Below are 19,617 nucleotides of genomic sequence, written 5' to 3'. Positions count from 1 at the left end.
CTCCTCTAGACGCGCTTTTCCCGCAAGAGTCTCGTATCTTCCTCTCCAATCAACTCTGTTATAAGATTTAGATAGAAGTCTACAAACTGTGGGTCATAGGTTCGGGAACATCATTTGATGAAAGGTACATTTTTCGGAACCCTTTTGTTTTTTCATATATTACTTCACTTGATAACCTTAGTTAGAGTCCTCCAATTTATTCGTTATCTCATGGTCTTTTTTCACTTCAGCCAACCAAACGGGATATTCCTCTTGTAATTTTTCAGAAAGAAGCGTTTCTTTAATTACATCTTTACTGTCTTCTAAATTAGCCTTTTTTGCTTCCTTCTTACCGGTTACTTTTATGATATGGTACCCATAATCGGATTTGACTGGATCACTGACTTTATTTATATCAAGATCAAAGGCAACATCTTCAAACTCTTTCACCATATCACCTTTCCCAAAATACCCTAGGCTTCCGCCCTTATCCGCCGTTTGTGCATCAATGGAATATTCAGCTGCCAATTTAGCGAAATCACCGCCTTCTGCAATTTCTTTCGCAACTTTTTTAGCCGTTTTTTCGTCTTCGACTAAAATATGACTAGCTTCCACTTGTTCAGCTTGATCAAATGTTTCTTTATTGTCTTCAAAATACGTACTGATTTCATCGTCCGTCACGGTAATTCTCGGTTCAACCAGTTTTTTCGTTTGCAGATAAACCACGATGTCCTTTTTTAAGGCATCCATGGAAGAGCCGCTTGCTTCCAATTGCTCTTTCAACGACTTTTCATCACCATAGGACTCAGCCATAACATCGATTTCTTTCTGGATTTCTTCATCCTTAATTTTAATTCCCGCTTTTTCCGCTTCCAATTCAACCAATTTATTCGTAATTAACAGGTCTAAAGTATCTGCTCCGTACCCTGCAACAAGCGCGTCATACAGCTCATCCTTATTGATTTTCTCGCCATCGATACTCGCCATTGTCTTATCCGTTGATGATATCATCGCAAATGCCATGATCCCGGCAATGATCAAAATACTCCCTGCCCAAATATATGCCTTCGTGCTTCTTAATAGTTTCATGAATACTCTCCCTTAACTTTTCTATCATGATAGCTTGTGAATATTAATTAATCCTTAAGATTTTACAACTTTCAATATGCACTGACCCATCATTATACTAACATACTTATATCCCTACAGATATTTTAGAGTATTTCATCTTGCTACCAATTGATTTGGTTGATCATTACCCATAACGAAAAAGCATGGTGTAATTCCTACACCATGCTTTTCTTCTTGTTATTTACGATGCATCTTGAATTCAAGGAAGAGTTCGTTGTAATGGGCCAAGTTTTTCTTCCCAAGGTTTTCGTACACTTCGAGTTTCTTTGTCAATTCCGGCGATGGATAGAAACGTTCGTCCTTCACCACTTCTTCAGGCATATATTTCAGTGCTGCTTTATTGGGTGTCGAGTAACTTACATATTCAGCATTCTGTGCTGCAACTTTCGGGTCCAGCATGAAGTTGATGAACTGGTGAGCCGCATCGACGTTTTTAGTTGTTTTCGGGATGACCATATTATCAAACCATAAATTGGACCCCTCTTTTGGAACAACGTATTCGAGATCTTCATTTTCAGCCATGATTTCAGAAGCAACTCCCGACCAAACAAGGCCAATCGCCGCTTCCTGGGCTTCCAATAGCATGCGGCTTTCATCTCCTACTATCGCCTTAATATTCGGGGTGAGGGCATCAAGTTTGGATTTTGCCTCTTGAAGGTGTTCTTCATCTATATCATTCAATGAATAATTCAAAGAGTTCAGACCCATGCCCATCACTTCCCTAGCGCCATCCGTCAAAAGGATTTCATTTTTTAGATCTTTATCCCATAAATCTGACCAGGCCGTTATTTCTTTGCCACCGAGCATCTTGGAATTATAAACAATTCCAACCGTTCCCCAGAAATAAGGGACGGAATATTTATTCTCCGGATCGAATGGCAGGTCGATGAACCGCTCATCGATGTTTTTCAAATTCGGAAGCTTGGAATGATCCAAGGGAATCAGCAAGTCTTCTTGCCGCATCTTATCGATCATATACTCAGACGGAATGGCAATATCATAAGTCGTACCACCCTGTTCGATTTTAGTCATCATGGCCTCATTCGAATCGAACGTCTCATAAATGACCTTTATACCTGTTTCTTTTTCAAAACGTTTGATTAGATCCGTATCGATGTAATCGCCCCAATTATAGATGGTAAGCGTATTGCTGCTCGTAAACCCCTGCGATGAATTCAATCTTGAAATCGCATATAGCAGCAAAGCGGATATGAGGGAAATGATCAAAAACATTTGGACAAGCCTTTTCATCGTTTCCCTCCCATTCCCGTTTGCCTTACACGTTGAGTTATAAAGTAATATACGACAACCAACAGCAGTGTCACGACGAACAGCAGTGTCGATAGTGCATTGATATTCAATGAAATCCCACGGCGGGCCAATGAATAGATTTCCACAGAAAGAGTGGAGAAGCCATTACCGGTCACAAAGAACGTAACCGCAAAATCATCAAGTGAATATGTCAATGCCATAAAAAAACCAGCAAAGATACCTGGTAAGATGTATGGAAGGATGACCTTCGTCAATACATCCCACCGGCTTGCCCCTAAATCTCTAGCGGCATCAATTAAAGTAGGGCTCATTTCCTGAAGTTTCGGAAGGACCAGCAACACTACGATCGGGATGCTGAAGGCGATATGCGACAACAGTACCGAGTAGAATCCAAGCTTGATCCCGGCCATTGTGAATAAAATCAGGAAGGAAGCACCGATGATCACATCGGGACTGACAATCAATACATTATTCAATGATAATACCGTATTCTTAGCTTTACTGCTCGTAAAGGACCGAATACCAATCGCCCCCATCACCCCTATGATCGTTGAGATCAGTGCAGATAATAAAGCGATCACAAGTGTATTCAATACAATGATCAGCAGCCTTGTATCTTGGAACAGTTCCTTGTACCACTCCATCGTGAACCCTTTAAAGTCATACATCGTTCCACCGCTGTTAAAGGAGTAAAAGACTAAAAAGAAAATCGGTGCATAGAGTATGATAAAAATCAAAACGAGAAACGCTTTTGATATTGGTGATAATTTATTGCCCAATTTACACACCCTGCTTTCGGTTACCCGTTACAAACATAATCAGGAACATTATAATAATCAAAAATACCGCGATTGTGGAACCCATTCCCCAATCCTGTGTCACAAGGAAGTGCTGCTCGATAGCCGTACCAAGCGTAATGACGCGGTTACCGGCAATCAGTCTTGTAAGCATGAACAAAGAAAGTGCCGGGATGAAGACTACCTGGCATCCCGTCTTTACACCATCTAACGTCAATGGAAAAATGACACGGCGGAATGTCATCCAACGGGACGCTCCCAAGTCATTAGCCGCATCCACAAGGGTTGGATTCATTTTATCAAGCGCATTGAATATCGGTAAGATCATAAACGGGATGAAAATATAAACCGAAACGAATATGAAGCTGAAATCCGTAAAGAGAATCTGCTGCTTTCCGATTCCTACAACCTCTAGAAAACCATTCGCCACACCATATGTGCCAAAAATACCAATGAAGGCATAAGCCTTCAAAAGTAAATTGATCCAGGAAGGGACGATGATCAGCAAAAGCCACAGCTGCTTATGCTTTGTTTTCGTTAACAAATATGCGGTTGGGTAAGCGACTAAAAGGGATATTCCTGTAATCAGGAATGCATACCAAAATGAGCTTAATGTCATTGTTAAATATACTGGTGTAAAGAACTTTTGATAGTTAATCAATGATAGATTGCCTTCAATGTCAAAGAAGGAATAGTATAGGATTAACAAAATGGGTGCAATCACGAATAAAGCAATCCATAGGACATATGGGATGAAGTAAATATTCCTGGATAATTTATTCTTCATGACTTTCTCCATCATGATACGCTTCCAGACGCTTATCGAATTCTTCTTCAGTCTCACCCAATCGCATGACATGAATCGACTCCGGATCGAAATAAAGACCTATTTCATCTCCAACTGCCACTTTTTTCGTTGATTGGACAAGCCATTCATTCCCATCATGGTCATAACAGCTTATTTCATAATGAACACCGCGAAATAACTGGGAGCCCACCCGAACTTGCAGTTTTCCGCGGTCGACGGAAGTAATCTCTAAATCTTCCGGGCGGATGACAATATCGACAGCTTCATTACTGTTCAATCCTTGGTCGACACATTCGAACTGTCTGCCGACGAATTCCACGAGATAATCTTCAATCATTTTTCCTTTTACAATATTAGACTCACCAATGAAATCGGCAACGAACCGATTCAGCGGTTCATCATAAATATCCGTAGGGGTTCCACTTTGCTGAATTTTCCCTTTGTTAAGGACAAAAATCTCATCTGACATCGCTAATGCTTCCTCTTGGTCATGAGTGACGAAGATAAACGTGATTCCAAGCCTCTGTTGCAGCTCCCGCAATTCATATTGCATTTCTGTACGCAATTTTAAATCGAGGGCAGATAGCGGTTCATCCAGAAGGATAACTTCCGGTTCATTAACAATTGCCCTGGCAATCGCCACCCTTTGCCGCTGACCGCCGGACATTTCCCTAATCTCCCGTTTTTCATACCCCTCCAAATTGACAAAACTGAGGGCTTCCTTCACCTTGATTTCCACTTCCGAATTCTTCATTTTTTTGATTCGAAGACCAAATGCTACATTTTCAAACACATTTAAATGCGGAAAAAGTGCATAATCTTGAAATACCGTATTCACTTGCCTTTTATTGGCTGGCACATCATTGATCTTTTTTCCTTCAAAGTAAATATCACCTTTGGAGGCTTCCGTAAATCCCGCAATCAAGCGAAGGATCGTGGTCTTCCCACATCCGGAAGGACCCAAAAGCGTATAGAACTTCCCTCTCTCGATTTCAAAACTAACATTATCGAGAACTACCGTATCATCATCAAATTGCTTCGTAACCTGATCGAAGCGTATTATATTCCCGTTTGCCATAGCTTCTTCCCTCTCTCCATTACCTTACTCATCAATTTCCAACCTTTGCATTTGTTTTGGATTCTATAAGTATGATTCCGTCACCACGAGTAATAACTCTGACGGACCTTCAAAATCATTGATGATTTGATGTTCATCTGAAGCATGAAAATAAATCGATTCTCCTGCCTTGACGAAATACGTATGTGTACCAAGCTTTACAATGACTCTGCCGCTTAATACATAACCGAATGTTTCCGACAGGGATGGTTCAAACTGTTTAAACTCCCCTTTTTCCTGGAGAGTCAATCGAATAGGTTCCATTTCCTTTTCATTCGATTCAGGCACGAGCCACTGGATTTGATACCCGCGTTCTTCATCGATGAAAAATGTTTGTGCTTCTTCTTCATAAACCACTTTTTGGACTTGATCCTCTTCATCGAAGAACTGCTTCGGCTTGCAGCCGAGTACTTCTAAAATATTGAAAAGAGTTTCAATTGAAGGGGAACTCAGATCCCTTTCCAACTGTGATATATACCCTTTGCTTAAATCCGTTCTTTCCCCCAATTCTTCCTGGGTCAACCCTTTTTTCAAACGAAGGTTCTTTATTTTTCTTCCAATTTGCATCCCATTACCCTCAATCGGTTTACTTATAGTAAACCCACAGTAGTTAAAGTTTTGTATAAGTAAACTTCCAGTTTAATTTTACGAATATCATTATACAGGAAATGCGGGAAACTTCAAACGGAATTTCCAGTCATGCAAAAAAAGGACCGCCACAGGGCTGTCCTTTCTGATTTACTATTGGAAATGAAGCAAAGCAGGGTATAGAAATAATTACCTCTCGTGATTCCTCCACGTATTCTTGCCAAATGTGACGTGTCAAACCTTTGATGATCCTTTCTTTCCGTACATTGCTAAAAAAGAACGGCAAATATGTTTGGTGTCCTCTTCCAATATGTTTTCCAATTGTAATTCTTAGATATTATTATCATAGCAAGTGCTGCAATCGTACCGCTAAAAGTTAAAACAAAGTTGATTGGAACGGAAGGTACGAGACTCCTGCGGGAAAAGCGCGTCCAGGGAGACCCCGCAGGCGCAAGTGCACCCCGAGGAGGCTCCCGGACCGCCCGCGGAAAGCGAGTGCCCGGAGCGGAATTCATCGTTCCATTTTACAAACACTCAAAAAACAGTAGATGATATTTTTCCTCGAGTTTGTCTACAGTCTGAGACCGCCACCTGGCAGCCCCCTTTTACAACTTCAGACATATCTCTTGCGCTTTCTTTTCCCCATCAGCAATACAGTCCGGTATTCCGACACCATTATATGAACAGCCCGCAAGTAAAACATTTGGATAATTCTCGGAGATTTTCGCCTCCAGTGATTGAACGATTTGTGGATGTTTAATATGGTAGTTCGGCATATTTTCATGCCATTTCGTCACTTCATTCGTTACTGGATCCGCGGAAATGCTTAGACTGTTTTTAATGTCGCGTAAAGCCACCTGGATCAACTCCTGATTTGTAAGGGACCGTAAGCGTTCATAGTCCGGACTAGAGCTTTTATAAAAAAGCCTTACCAAAAGCTGACTGTTTTCAGAAGTATGCTCCCATTTTCGGCTAGTCCATGTACATGCATTGCAAATCAAATCACTATTATCACCTGCAATGAAACCCGTCCCGTCTTTAGGAAGCTTGCTGTCCGGGATATCGAAGCCAAGATAAACGCTAATCATCGAACTATTGATCAAGCCGTCGAAGTCCTCATCCAACTCCCGATCACCCAATAATTTCTGGGCAACTGTATGCGGTGTACTCAATACGATGAAGTCTGTTTCCAGCGTTTCACCGTTTGCCAATGAAATGATATATCCTTCATATCCTTCATCTCCTCTTCCGATTTTTTCCACGCTGACCCCTTTTGAAATTTCCACCATATCGAGGCTTTCCTCAATTCGATCAACCAATGTTGATAAGCCATTTTTAAACGAAAGGAACTTCTTATTTCCCTTGCTTTGGTATTTCTGCTTATTTTCCGATAGACCCCGTATTATACTGCCATATTCATTTTTATAATCCAGTATCTCTGGCAGTGTTTTGGCAATGGTCAATTCATTTAATTTTCCTGAATAAACACCCGATAGGACAGGCGATATCTGCTTTTGCACCAATTCCTTACCTAAGAAGCTTTCAAGAAATAAACCAATTGAGTCATTCTTCGTAAACGTCTCATTTTTTGTATAGAAATCCTTTAAGGCGTCAACCTTCCCTTGGGCAGAAACTAGATCGCTTTTCGCCAGCGACTCCAGGCTCATTGGTATTCCGAATAGGGCATCCTCGGGGATTCCCTTCAGCATCCCATCTGTATGGATGAAGGATTTTCCCGTTGCATTATAGACAACTTGATCCTCTAGGTCCAATTCCTTAATAAATGGATTTATATTTTGTTTCCGGGCGACAATCGAATCGGCACCCGCTTCAATTTTAAATGGACCATTGTGCACTGTCCTTATTTTACCGCCTAGTTCCTCATTTCCTTCTATTAATATCAATCGTACGGAGAGACTCCTCGCTTTAACTGTTTTTTGTAAATAATACATCGTTGATAAACCGGTAATGCCTCCACCTACGACTACGACTGTTTTCATTAGGACTACACCTCGATTAATGAATTTTACATTAATTAAAGTGTACCATAAGGCCGCGGCATTATTAAAAGCGGCACTTCTAATTCATTGGTTTCGTAAAGAAACCTGTAACAAATTCGACAAAAAAAGACTTCTCCTCTTGGAAAAGTCTAGATCAAACAATATTAGTTATTCGCTTCTTCCTTGTTCATCGTATCTAATCGATACTCCATTATCTCCATCCACCCGCTTCTGCCTTCTTTTTGGATCCCTGTATCCTGATACCCCGACTTCGCATATAGCGATTTTGCAATCACATTCATGACATTCACTGCCAGAATGATCGAATCCTTGTTTGGAAAAACCGCTCTTGCGAATTCCGGAAGGATTTGCAAGGCTTTTTTTGCAACCCCTTTACCTTGATGGTTTTGATCAACAAGAAATCCACGGAGTAATATCGCTTTTTCATCATTGGTGAAAGGGGCGATGTTCTCGCCAATGTGTAAAACGAAAAAACCAACTGGTATACCTTCAGCCAATATTACGATAGGATGCCTGTCGCAATCTTCCCGGCAATATTTCAGTGACACTTCGGGCAGAGCTGAAAAAGGAGTTTGTGTATCCGGTAAATAAAACTGGGAAAGCTGGTGAAGATGTTCCGGTAAATAAGGCGTTAAGATGATGGTTTCGTTTTCCTTGTCCTGGTTCATTAAGCACACCCTCTATCATCAATTATTGGATACATTAATGATTCGATGACCCGTCCGATATTCCCTTCACAAAACCGCAATGAGCACTGCCGAATATACAGGCAGTGCTCATTAAGTTAATCAATGTGCATTTTCATTGATTGTTAGTGCTTCCCGTAAATTGATCTGCTGGCGGAGTATGTTGGCAACATCTCGGGAAATTACTCGTTTTTCAAACATATCCTGCACTTCGTCCCGTTCTGCCTGGATCGCTTTATAGAACAGCTCTTTTTCATAATCGACCATTTTACTCGGGGTCCGGCCTCTATTTTCACGTTTGCATTTTAAAATAAGCACTTTATACTCATCTATGATCATCGAGGATGTCTTATGATTATCGGCTGTAATTCCGGCCTGTATCTCTTGGATGGCAGCTTTATACATCCTGATTTTAAGATCCCTGACCTTTTCCAATCTCTCAAGATTGATTTTTCTTATTTCTCTTTTATTAGGGAAAAATAATTTAAAAACCCTCAGCATACTTCTTCTGAAAAGCGTTACTGACCTAAAAAAACGGAACTTCAGTCGATTTGTTACGGCACTTTCCATACGCTGGATGTATTCCTTGCATATATACGCCGTCTCCCGGTCCACTTTTTCATCCTTAATGAGCTTATCCAGGAATCTTTGCTCTGCTTCAAGGGCCTTGAAGCGAAGATCCTTCTCTTCTTCCCTTAATGCAGCTGGTTCTTTCTCCTGTTCTACATAGGATAATTCATTGATCTTGGTACAGTACCTCGAAATGATTGCTAAAGCCGCTTCCCGGTTTTCATCAGTCATTTGTGACTCAATCACCCGAATAGCCGCTTGATGTGAGTGAATGGCAGCAGTTTTCGTTTTGTCAGCCTGCTTGTCCACCACTTCCTCTTCTTCGGACCGTGCCACGATTGGCAGAAATACACTCGCAACAATCAAGGTCAGCAAAATGACTCCTGCTGCTATGAAAATGATTAACGAACGCTCAGGAAAAGGACTTCCATCCGCCAACACATACGGAATCGAAAACGAACCCGCTAAAGTTACAGCTCCGCGAACGCCGGAAATGGTAATGATTCCGGCCGCTTTGAAGTCCGGTTTTTGGGCGCCTGCTTTTTTCGTCATCCAGCCAATCGACCAGGCAGCCGTAAGCCAAATGAATCGTAAAGCGAAGAGGAAAAGTGTAATGACCACGATATAAAGGATCACTTGTCCATTATTGAAGGCTGGATCTTGAAAGATAATTTTCGCAACGCTTGGGATTTGCAAGCCAAGCAAGACGAATACAAGGCCATTCAATATATATAAAATGACGGACCATGTACTTCTTGAAACGACCTGAAGTTCCACGGTTGGTGATATTTCCCGATCTCGTTCAACGGCATGGACAATTCCCCCCGCCACGACTGCTAAAATCCCTGAAAGGTGGAAATGTTCCACAGCGAGGAAAATAATAAAAGGAGTTAGGATTTGGATCAGCATATGCATCGTGACGTCTTCCATCCCTAAACGGCGAAGAACAACACGAAGCCTGATAATGATGAAAGCAAGTATTGCTCCACCTACAAACCCACCAATTGAAATCCATATGAAACTGAAGGTTGCATCGACTAAGGAGAAAACACCAGTGACTGTAGCCGCAACGGCAAACTTAAAGGCAACTAGACCTGAGGCATCATTCATTAGTCCTTCTCCTTCGAGAAGGTGCATGATGCTCTTCGGTAACTTGACCCGACTCGCCAAAGCGCTCACTGCCACAACATCTGTAGGTGACAAAATGGCCGCCAAAGCGAAAGCTGCCGGCAATGGGATCGAAGGGATCATCCAATTAATCAAATACCCTCCTGCCCAAACCGTTATGAATACAAGGCCCAGTGCAAGCATTAGAATGGGCGCTCTCAGCTTCCATAGTGCCGTTCGGGGTACATTTTTGCCATCATTGAACAATAGGGGCGCGATGAATAGTAGTAAAAACAATTCCGTCTCCATCTCAACATGCATTCCCAAGGGTAAAAGTGCCAATATGACACCCAGTGTTATCTGTATTAATGGTACAGGTATAAAGGGTATAAAATGATTAATTATATTAGACACTCCAATCAATATAAGAAGGGCTAATATAACAAGAAAAAACTCCATACAAACATCAAACTTCCTCTCTCATCTATTCTCATAACTATAAGCGTAACATATTTATACCCATTCATTCATGCATTAACTATTCTAACCTAGAATCCTCCTGAATAATGATACCTGTTAGAATATCATGAAGATCAGATTGGATGTATTCAAAATCCACTCCATCCACAAACTTGGGTACGCATAAAACAGAAAAAAGCTGATTGGCTAACCATAATCAGCTTTTCCCGCATGATGAATGAAAAGGGTCTTTGTGAAAGGCTCTTTTCGTAAAGATTGTTGTTTTTAAAACAAAACGATTTAAGGTTGATTGGAGCGGAAGTGCGAGACTCCTGCGGGAGCAGCGGAAAGCGAGCATCTGGAGGAGCAATCAACCACACCGCTTTACTTGGTAAATAGCAACAAAGTATGCGAAAACAGCCTTGTGAAAAGACATCACATAAGCTTTGACTAAAAAACTTAGTTAGTTCCCGGGACAAAGAGGCGAAGATGTTTGTGCAGTACGTTTGCCTGGAAGGGAAGAAGGATGCCTTCATCGCCATCGATATTGACTGCCAATTCCTCTGATGTGGCTAAATGGAGCTTGGATGTTTTAATATATTCAACTTCGTCATGCCCCTTGATCTCCCCCTTAATTAAACTGGGAATGATCTTGACGATGAGAGGAAGAGATAAATCCTTAATGATGAATGTGTGCAGCTTTCCATCATTTACTTCCGCCTCTGGTGCAAGTTGTTCGAAACCGCCGACAGAGTTAGTCATTGTTGCAATTAGTAAATGGGCCTCGCCTATCCATTTTCCCTGATCATGTTCAACCGTTAAAGGAAACGGAGTCTTTTTAATGATCGCTTTTGCTCCTTCAATGAAGTATGCAAAAGACCCTAGACGGGTTTTTTGTTCGACGGTAACATTATAGGTAGCCTCGGCGATCGCCCCTACTGCCAACACATTCATGAAGTAACGGTCATTGATCTTTCCTATATCCGATTCCTTAATATGCATATCCTTTAATATCTCAATGGCTGCATTCGGATCCAAAGGTATTCCCAAAGATCTCGCGAAATCATTAATGGTTCCTAGTGGAATGATTCCGAAAATAGGCCGATGTTGTTGCTCGCCCAAGCCATTCACTATCTCATTCACCGTTCCATCCCCACCCATGGAAATGACAGCATCGAACCTTTCTGCACAGGCCTCCTTAGCAAAATCGGTAGCATCCCCCTCTCCTTCCGTTTTACAAACGCTTACCTCATCATAAATTTCACCAAGGGCCTTTTCCGCTTTCGGCAAAATCTTCCCTGCCTTTTCCTTACCTGAAGATGGATTGATGATAATCATCGCTTTCGACATATGCTACCTCCCATGATTGTACTTCTATTAGCAAGTTACCTCTTTACTGATGTACTAAAACCACACGGACATTTTTTCTGATTGTTAAATAAGCATTTCCCCCAGTAACTTACAAATAATCCCCTGCCACTTGAATTTTGCATCATTTTAAAACAAGCTCTGATTTGTTACATAGCTGTGAAACAGGCATTCACTGATCACTGAACTTTCCTGTTCCACATCTGTTACATTATATCTATCACAACCAATTGAAAATTGTCTGTCCCTTTCACTTCGCTCTTTGTTTTTTCCTTTCATAAAAAGCATTATTTCTTCCATTCTCTACTTGCCATAAAGAAAAATACAAAAATAAATTGATGTTAAATCCCTTTCCTATAAGGTTTCCACACTAATCATGAAAAAAATTTCAAATTTTCTGTAAAATACCTATACAATTTCCAAATTCGGGTATATACTGTATTATAACAACAAACAAACAACGAAAACTGTACTATAAAGAGGAGGAGCGAGACATGCAAGCAAATCAATCAGATTTATTCATAATCGATTCATTTAAACATTGCCCGGATTGTGGTGAAACACATGTGGACCACTCAGATTCCTATCTGATGGAATGCGATCGCTGCCTTTCCAAACGTGAAGAATAAAGCGATCGGAAAATATATCTACCATTAAAAAGGAGGAAATATCATGCAAATGAAAAAAAACATTGAGTTTTTTAACAATATCCCTGCTAAACATTGCCCCGAGTGCGGTGACCATATTATTGAGCACGCTGAGTCCTACTTAATGGAATGTGACCGCTGCCTTTCCAAACGTGAAGACTGATTAAACCAAATCAAAAAGGAGGAGCCATCATGCAAACTATAAATCCATTGGAATTCTTCAGGACTCTGCCGCCTAAACAATGTTCGGAGTGCGGAACCCATATCACTGAACAAGCTGAATCCTACTTAATGGAATGTGACCACTGCCTTTCCAAACGCGAAGACTGATTAAACCAAATCAAAAAGGAGGAATCATCGTGCAAACTAAAAACCCATTGGAATTCTTCAGGACGCTGCCGCCTAAACAATGTTCGGAGTGCGGGACCCATATCACTGAACAAGCTGAATCCTACTTAATGGAATGTGACCGCTGCCTTTCGAAACACGAAGAATAAATTAAACCAAATCATAAGGAGGAATCATCATGCAAACTAAAAACCCATTGGAATTCTTCAGGACTCTGCCACCTAAACAATGTTCGGAATGCGGGACCCATATCACTGAACAAGCTGAATCCTACCTCTTGGAATGTGACCGCTGCCTTTCAAAAAAAGATGAATATTAATAAAAGATGCTGACATCAAGAAGCTATTTAGGCCATTTTGATGTCAGCATTAATCCTTTCTTGCATTAAAAAAGGATGTCCCCGGGACACCCTTCGGCCGTTCTTATTTTTTTATCTCCCAATATATTTGTCTACATATTTCCCACTTACCTGCCTGCTGCTGTATTGTAAGAAGTCCAATGCAAAAATCATGAATTCAAGGCCTAGACGCTTATCTGAACGCATAAAATCTGAACCTAGCAGTTTCTCCAATTTTTCAAGCCTATGATATAGTGTTTGCCGGACAATGAATAGTTGTTTCGATGTTTCCTGTTTGGAACCGTTACAAGCAAGATAGGTCTTCAAGGTAGGCATTAACTCACCATTGTTTTGCTTGTCATACTCAATGACCGGACCTAAATATTCGTACACCGTTTCCCCCAGATTACCATGTTTATTTATGAGCGAAATCATGCGATGCATATGTAAGTCCTGATAAAAGAAGCTTCTGTTATCCTCTGGTAGTGTATCCTGAAGCAGCAAAGTCTCACGGGCCGTTTCATAACTTTTATAAATCTCACTTAACCTTTGAACATGCTTTCCAAACCCAATGGAAAGCAGACCCATGCGATTACGCCCGCTTACATCCATTTTCATGATTCGATCCAACGCGTTTGTGACCCTTGATTTCCAATCTTCAGATGAACGATTATCACCTAAAATAAAAACAAGATGCTGATGTATTTCCATGGAAAATATCTGGAATCCGTACTGTTCAAAAACTGTTCTAAACATTATCTTAAAATAGGTTCCATCTAATTTTGTGGAACTTTTATTATATTTTGGGTGTGGTTTGCAAATGCAAACAATTCCGCCATCCAACTGCATTTTCGGATCAAGATAGGAAAGCCTCTCCCGGATTGCTTCGTCACTATATTCACCTTCAATCCAATTTGTAAGCCATTTACTTTCTTCCGACATTTTCTTTTCTTCTATATATAACTCCCTTAATAGATGCTGCGCCAATGCGGTAGCCGTTCGATCCAAGATCAGAGAATCAAAATCAGTCAACTCTCTGTCGTTGCTGCAAATGAGCAGTTCCGCATAATTTTCACCGAGCACTTGAATCGGCTGTCCAAGAACGGTTTTATTTAATTTCCGCTTCTCTTCGTATATGTCCGCTACCATTTGAAAGGTTATTTTTTTCTTGGTTTTTGGAATGGTTGCTATTTCATTTTCATTAAAGATAAGAATAACCTGTACATTTAAATAGCTGTGGAGAAATTTTAGAATTGGTTCATAATGGTCAATTTCGAGGAGATTTTTATTTAACTGCTGGGAGTAGTTTTCTAAGTTGGAGATCATCTCATATTGTTTATTGATGATAAGGGAATGAATATCCTGTGTGATTTCTACGAAAGGAACTTCTTCATGAAATAGGATGATAGGGAATTGCCGTTCATTTGCGAGATCAATGGCACATTGCGGCACGGCCATGGTGTCAGCGCCAACCTCTATGCAGAGTCCAGCTGCATCGCATTCAATTAACTGTCTTAAGTAGGATAGAAATGTGTCATCGCAATCCTTCCACCCTAAACCTGTAGTCAGAATCAGTTCATTTCCATTTAACAAATGGCTGATTTGGGTGACTTCCATACAGTGTACCCACTTCACTTGACGCTTTATCCCACCGCTACCTGCAATTATATCCGTCAGATTGAAATACTTGCGTGTTAGAATTTCCTCGATTGTAATCGATGTATTCATCCGTCCACATCCTTTTATAAAACTGCTTTAAAATCTATTATAAACGGACAACCCTTAAATCTCCAGACACTTGTTAGAAAATCTAACGTCAAAATTCTACAAAAAGCTCGAGCAGGTACAAGAAAAAGGACCCATTCGTGAGGAATAGGCCCGGTCCATAACCATTTCAATGCAATTTTTTGACAAGCAATGTAGAGAAGTATTTCCTTCCTTCCGGGGTCTTGATGTTCAATTGCTTCCATTCCTGCTTAGTTCCTTCAATCAGTTCAAAATCGAGAAAAGCTCCACTTAAACTTTCGGAAACCCGGGTGATTCGATATCCTCTTTCAAGTAAAAAATCGATTTGTTCCCTTTCTAAGAGATACTCTTGATATTCGGACATTTCCATTCCCCCCTTTTCATACGTTCTCCTTGCCCGTTGTAGCCGGAAAAACCATCTCTTCCTCAAGTTCTGTACCTTTTTCGATTTTCCAATCCCTGCCAACGGAAATCCCTAAATATTTCTCATCGCTGGGATCCATGATTTCAGCTTGTTCATATCGCTTGAACCACCAATACTTAGCTAATATATAATAACTTGCACCGCCGAGAAGTAAGCCAATAATAAACGAATAATTTGAAAAAATCGTCGCACCTATTCCTCCAATCACCTAAGAAATGATTCCTGCCCAATTCACTCCATTCAAGTATTTATACTGGCCTTCACTCTCATAAAGTTCTTGTACATTCACTCTCCGTTTACGGAGGAAATAGTAATCCGCTACAAGGATGCCGACAATGGATGCCAGGATTCCACCTATTATTAATAAAACTTCTATTATGATGCCGAACAGCTCCATGGCTGAACTACTATCCCTATAACTCCCGCCACAACGACTCCCGCCCAGAATGGCATTTTAGGACCCATGACATTGGAGAAAATGGTAGCCGCGGGAATGACATTGGCCGTAGTATTCGTCGACCATTGAGCGAATACGATCATGATTAAAAGGACGCCGAGAGCAACTCCACTTGCTGATCCCTGTACGGCAACTACAGGATCATAATTGGAAACAGCCATATAAGAAACCGCTCCGATAATCACCATGAACGTCTGCGTGATGGGATAGGTGATAATATTCCCAATTATTTGCCCCTTATTGCGCTTGAACCAATTTTTTTCATTTTTTGGTGCCTCAATATAGCGGGAAAGCGTGGGCATATCTGCAGTCAATGTGCCCCAAAACCCCATATTAGCCATGATGACGACCACGAAGGCCGTGGCGGCAGCCCCGCCAGTGACCGGACTTTCAATCCAGGACCATACATCTCTTCCTTTGGCCACAGCCTGATCGGATAAAGTGAAATACATCCAGCCAGAAATTAAAATGATAACGGGCGCCGCCAAGTCGGCGAATCGTTCTATCGACTTTATTCCCATTGCCGTGTTGACCAATTGTAAAACGGCAAAAATGAGAAAGCATATAAACCAATTATCAAAGTCAAAAAGGGTTGTGAAGATAGCGTTCATTGCAGTGGCTCCAAAGTAAGTATTGAGGCCGAACCAGCATGACGCTACAAAACCCCGTACAACCGAAGGGATGTGGGTGCCAATCGTACCGAACGGCGCCCTCATATAGACTGGGAATGATATTCCATGTTCAACACCAATATCCCCTGTCATTGTCATCAAAAAGCCGAGAACCACACAGGCAATGACCGTTGCAAGAACGACCCAGCCTAAGGATAAACTTTGAACACCATTCCCACCGATTGCGAAGGCGGCCAATACTACAGCCATGCCCACCCAAATGAAACCAAATCCGGCTGCACTTATATTTTTCTCACTATGAGGTATAGGCAGCAAATCGGGAGACTTTAAATAATCCTTCTTCTCACTCATAGAAAATCCCCCTAAATTAATTTGCAAGTTTCCTTACGGAAGTTAGACTGGAAGCTTTTTCCCGGTATCCGGCTTCAGCGCCGCATTATATTTTGCCCGTTTCAGGAATTGCCCTTTTCCAGCTTCGCCTACAAATTGTTTGTCTTTAATGACGAATTGACCTCTCGATAAAACGGAAACCGGTTCACCTGTAATTTCCATACCTTCGAACGCATTATAATCCACAGCCATATGATGGGTATCAGCAGAAATGGCCCTTTCAACTTTAGGGTCAAAAATGACAATATCAGCATCCGAACCTACTGCAATCGTCCCTTTCTGAGGGAATAATCCAAATAGTTTGGCAGCACGCGTGGAGGTCATGTCGACGAATTGATTCAAGGTAATACGCTCTTTCATGACCCCTTCAGAGAAGAGGATGCTCATGCGGTCCTCTATCGTTGGGCCACCGTTCGGTATTTTCGTGAAATCTTCACGCCCAAGTTCCTTCTGTCCCTTAAAATCAAAAGAGCATTGATCGGAGCCAATGGTTTGCAGCTGTCCCGTTTTCAAAGCATTCCATAGCACTTCCTGGTTTTTCTTCTCCCTTAACGGCGGGGACCATACATACTTAGATCCTTCGAAATGGGGCTTTTCAAGATAAGACTGGTCAAGAACCAAATATTGCGGACAAGTCTCCCCCCAAATATCCACCCCTTTATTTCTTGCCTCAGTGATCTTTTCAACCGCATCTTCACAGGTGACATGAACCACATAGAGCTGACCATTTGCCATTTCCGTCAGTTTAGCTGCACGTCCAGTTGCTTCCCCTTCAAGTTCCGGTGGCCTTGTCAATGCATGGTAAATTGGATCGGTGTTACCTTCAGCAAGCGCCTCCTTTGTAAGATAATCGATGACATCACCATTTTCAGCATGAACCATGACAAGTGCGCCAAGTTCCTTAGCTTGCAACAACGTGCGGTATAGCGTGGCATCATCAGCTTGAAAAACATTCTTGTAAGCCATGAACACTTTAAAGGAAGAAATCCCTTCATTATCGATGATACTTGGAAGCTCAGCCAATACATCATCATTAATCTCACTGATCATTAAATGAAATCCATAATCTATGGCCGCTTTTTCATTGGCCTTTTCATGCCATGTTTCAATTGCTTTCTTTAACGGCACCCCTTTTTCGGTCAGACAAAAGTCGATGATCGTTGTCGTGCCTCCATATGCAGCAGCTATCGTCCCCGTTTCATAATCATCCTTCGTCGTTGTCCCTCCGAACGGCATATCGAGATGGGTATGCGGATCAATGCCCCCCGGAAAAATATAAGCCCCTCTTGCATCAATGATTTCAGCCCCTTCAGCAGGCAGGTCCTTGCCAATCATTGCAATCTTCTCATTTTCAATCAATATATCCGCCTGATACGTATCTGCAGCGGTTGCAATCGTTCCATTTTTAATGATTTTCTTCATCTTCAATCCCTCCATCATTTTACGAAATCAACACTTTCACTGCTTATGCCCCCAAGGAACGACTGGCGTTCATTCCATGTCATTGGCGGTAATTCATTTGTCAATTCGATCATATCGATCGCCCCATCGACCGGACAGACGATCGAGCAAAGGTTACAGCCTACACAATCCTCTTCGCGCACTCTCAAGAAGGAGCTGCCTGACGTGTCCTTTAACATATCTATACATTGATGAGATGTATCTTCACACGCAATATGGCATTTATTGCAGTTGATGCACACATCATTATTAATGCGCGCAACAACCTTGTAATTGAGATCTAAATTCCCCCAGTCGGAATAACGCGGTACGGACTTACCGACAATATCCATCACGGAAGAAATCCCTTTTTCATCAAGGTAATTGGACAGGCCATCAATCAAGTCTTCTACTATTCTAAAACCGTGATGCATGGCAGCCGTACAAATTTGAACTCCAGTCGAACCCATCAATAAAAATTCCACAGTATCCTGCCAATTTGAAATGCCCCCTATTCCGGAAATGGGAACATTGATCATTTTATTCCTTGCACACTCAGCCACCATATTCAAGGCAATCGGCTTCACGGCCGGACCGCAATACCCTCCGTGAGCGCCCTTGCCGCCTACATGAGGAATCGTATTCCATGAATGGATGTCCACTCCCGCCAAGCTGTTGATCGTATTGATCATGCTTATTGCATCGGCACCGCCGCGCACCGCCGCTTCAGCCGTAACCGTAATGTCAGTTATATTGGGTGTAAGCTTGACGATGACGGGTTTGGATGCAGCTTCCTTCGCCCAGTATGTTTGCTTTTCCACAAGTTCGGGAACCTGTCCCGAAGCAGCTCCCATCCCACGCTCTGCCATACCGTGCGGGCAACCAAAGTTCAACTCGTAACCATCGACCCCTACATCTTCTATACGTTTGATGATTTCATGCCACTTTTCCTGTTGCGGCTCCACCATCACCGATGCAATGATTGCATGATCAGGGAATCTCTTCTTCGTTTCATATATTTCCTTCAGATTCACTTCAAGAGGTCGATCCGTAATCAATTCTATATTGTTGAACCCGGCAACTCTCTGTCCATTAAAGCTGACCGCTGCAAAACGCGATGAAACATTCAGGATGGGATCACCCAATGTCTTCCAAACAGCTCCACCCCAGCCAGCTTCAAATGCGCGCTGGACTTGATAACCCGAATTAGTAGGTGGTGCTGAAGCAAGCCAAAAAGGATTGGGAGATTTAATACCTGCAAGATCAATTGATAAATCAGCCATGATAAGCCTC

General features: G+C 41.8%; 19 protein-coding genes and 1 pseudogene. 5 read left to right on the top strand and 15 right to left on the bottom strand.

The genetic code is table 11. From position 1 onward, the window contains the following. Positions 1-177 precede the first annotated feature (177 nt). The 10 genes from JNUCC41_RS10160 to JNUCC41_RS10115 form a co-directional block, all read right to left on the bottom strand. The gene (locus tag JNUCC41_RS10160) at positions 178-1,068 is read right to left on the bottom strand and encodes a foldase protein PrsA (protein ID WP_192207495.1); all 891 of its coding nucleotides are present in this window, start codon (positions 1,066-1,068) and stop codon (positions 178-180) included. A gap of 219 nt (positions 1,069-1,287) precedes the next feature. Further along, entirely contained in the window at positions 1,288-2,361 is a 1,074-nt protein-coding gene (locus JNUCC41_RS10155) for an ABC transporter substrate-binding protein (protein WP_192207494.1), read from the bottom strand. Beyond that, positions 2,358-3,161 (bottom strand): ABC transporter permease, encoded by an 804-nt coding sequence (locus JNUCC41_RS10150; protein WP_192207493.1) that lies wholly within the window; start codon positions 3,159-3,161, stop codon positions 2,358-2,360. The genes JNUCC41_RS10155 and JNUCC41_RS10150 overlap by 4 nt, the downstream gene beginning before the upstream one ends. Before the next feature lies 1 nt (position 3,162). After that, positions 3,163-3,966: an ABC transporter permease gene (locus JNUCC41_RS10145; protein WP_192207492.1), complete on the bottom strand. Its 804-nt coding sequence runs from the start codon at positions 3,964-3,966 to the stop codon at positions 3,163-3,165. After that, positions 3,956-5,065: an ABC transporter ATP-binding protein gene (locus tag JNUCC41_RS10140; protein ID WP_192207491.1), complete on the bottom strand. Its 1,110-nt coding sequence runs from the start codon at positions 5,063-5,065 to the stop codon at positions 3,956-3,958. Before JNUCC41_RS10140 ends, JNUCC41_RS10145 begins: the two co-directional genes overlap by 11 nt. 63 nt (positions 5,066-5,128) lie before the next feature. Beyond that, positions 5,129-5,671, bottom strand: coding sequence for a helix-turn-helix domain-containing protein (locus JNUCC41_RS10135; protein WP_192207490.1), 543 nt, complete (start codon positions 5,669-5,671; stop codon positions 5,129-5,131). 626 nt (positions 5,672-6,297) lie between these two features. Beyond that, on the bottom strand, positions 6,298-7,692 hold the full coding sequence (locus JNUCC41_RS10130) for a protoporphyrinogen oxidase (RefSeq protein WP_192207489.1): 1,395 nt from the start codon (positions 7,690-7,692) through the stop codon (positions 6,298-6,300). A 164-nt stretch (positions 7,693-7,856) separates the two neighbouring features. Then, positions 7,857-8,381 carry a GNAT family N-acetyltransferase gene (locus JNUCC41_RS10125; RefSeq protein ID WP_192207488.1) on the bottom strand — a complete coding sequence of 175 codons (525 nt, stop codon included), beginning with the start codon at positions 8,379-8,381 and terminating at the stop codon, positions 7,857-7,859. A gap of 120 nt (positions 8,382-8,501) precedes the next feature. Continuing rightward, entirely contained in the window at positions 8,502-10,535 is a 2,034-nt protein-coding gene (locus JNUCC41_RS10120) for a Na+/H+ antiporter (RefSeq protein ID WP_192207487.1), read from the bottom strand. A gap of 459 nt (positions 10,536-10,994) precedes the next feature. Continuing rightward, complete coding sequence (locus JNUCC41_RS10115; protein WP_192207486.1) at positions 10,995-11,885, bottom strand: diacylglycerol/lipid kinase family protein; 891 nt, start codon at positions 11,883-11,885, stop codon at positions 10,995-10,997. Between the two features lie 512 nt (positions 11,886-12,397). Here JNUCC41_RS10115 and yhfH (JNUCC41_RS10110) point away from each other — a divergent pair. The 5 genes from yhfH (JNUCC41_RS10110) to yhfH (JNUCC41_RS10090) are packed head-to-tail and all read left to right on the top strand — an operon-like array spanning position 12,398 to position 13,217. Then, entirely contained in the window at positions 12,398-12,532 is a 135-nt protein-coding gene (gene yhfH, locus JNUCC41_RS10110) for a protein YhfH (protein ID WP_192207485.1), read from the top strand. Positions 12,533-12,575: 43 nt separating this feature from the next. Continuing rightward, on the top strand, positions 12,576-12,713 hold the full coding sequence (gene yhfH, locus JNUCC41_RS10105) for a protein YhfH (protein ID WP_192207484.1): 138 nt from the start codon (positions 12,576-12,578) through the stop codon (positions 12,711-12,713). A gap of 29 nt (positions 12,714-12,742) precedes the next feature. Then, positions 12,743-12,880, top strand: coding sequence for a protein YhfH (gene yhfH / locus JNUCC41_RS10100; protein ID WP_076372630.1), 138 nt, complete (start codon positions 12,743-12,745; stop codon positions 12,878-12,880). 29 nt (positions 12,881-12,909) lie between these two features. Further along, on the top strand, positions 12,910-13,047 hold the full coding sequence (gene yhfH, locus JNUCC41_RS10095; RefSeq protein WP_192207483.1) for a protein YhfH: 138 nt from the start codon (positions 12,910-12,912) through the stop codon (positions 13,045-13,047). Positions 13,048-13,076: 29 nt separating this feature from the next. Continuing rightward, positions 13,077-13,217: a protein YhfH gene (yhfH, locus tag JNUCC41_RS10090; RefSeq protein ID WP_098371755.1), complete on the top strand. Its 141-nt coding sequence runs from the start codon at positions 13,077-13,079 to the stop codon at positions 13,215-13,217. Between the two features lie 111 nt (positions 13,218-13,328). Here the strand turns inward: yhfH (JNUCC41_RS10090) and JNUCC41_RS10085 are convergent, their stop codons facing one another. The 5 genes and pseudogenes from JNUCC41_RS10085 to preA all read right to left on the bottom strand — a co-directional run bounded on the left by JNUCC41_RS10085 (position 13,329) and on the right by preA (position 19,607). Continuing rightward, positions 13,329-14,963 (bottom strand): PucR family transcriptional regulator, encoded by a 1,635-nt coding sequence (locus tag JNUCC41_RS10085; protein WP_192207482.1) that lies wholly within the window; start codon positions 14,961-14,963, stop codon positions 13,329-13,331. A gap of 166 nt (positions 14,964-15,129) precedes the next feature. Then, positions 15,130-15,345, bottom strand: a complete 216-nt coding sequence (locus JNUCC41_RS10080; protein WP_192207481.1) for a hypothetical protein — start codon at positions 15,343-15,345, stop codon at positions 15,130-15,132. Positions 15,346-15,361: 16 nt separating this feature from the next. Next, positions 15,362-16,845 (bottom strand): annotated as a pseudogene (locus JNUCC41_RS10075) (NCS1 family transporter). Between the two features lie 42 nt (positions 16,846-16,887). After that, positions 16,888-18,306 (bottom strand): dihydropyrimidinase, encoded by a 1,419-nt coding sequence (gene hydA, locus JNUCC41_RS10070; protein WP_192207480.1) that lies wholly within the window; start codon positions 18,304-18,306, stop codon positions 16,888-16,890. Between the two features lie 14 nt (positions 18,307-18,320). Next, a complete protein-coding gene (gene preA, locus JNUCC41_RS10065; protein ID WP_098371750.1) occupies positions 18,321-19,607 on the bottom strand; it encodes an NAD-dependent dihydropyrimidine dehydrogenase subunit PreA in 1,287 nt (428 codons plus the stop codon). Positions 19,608-19,617 lie beyond the last annotated feature (10 nt).

The sequence above is a fragment of the Brevibacillus sp. JNUCC-41 genome, assembly GCF_014844095.1.
In the GTDB taxonomy this organism is placed as follows: domain Bacteria; phylum Bacillota; class Bacilli; order Bacillales; family DSM-1321; genus Peribacillus; species Peribacillus aracenensis.
Note: the sequence above shows the minus strand (reverse complement) of the source record. Positions and strands in the feature narration are given on the sequence as shown.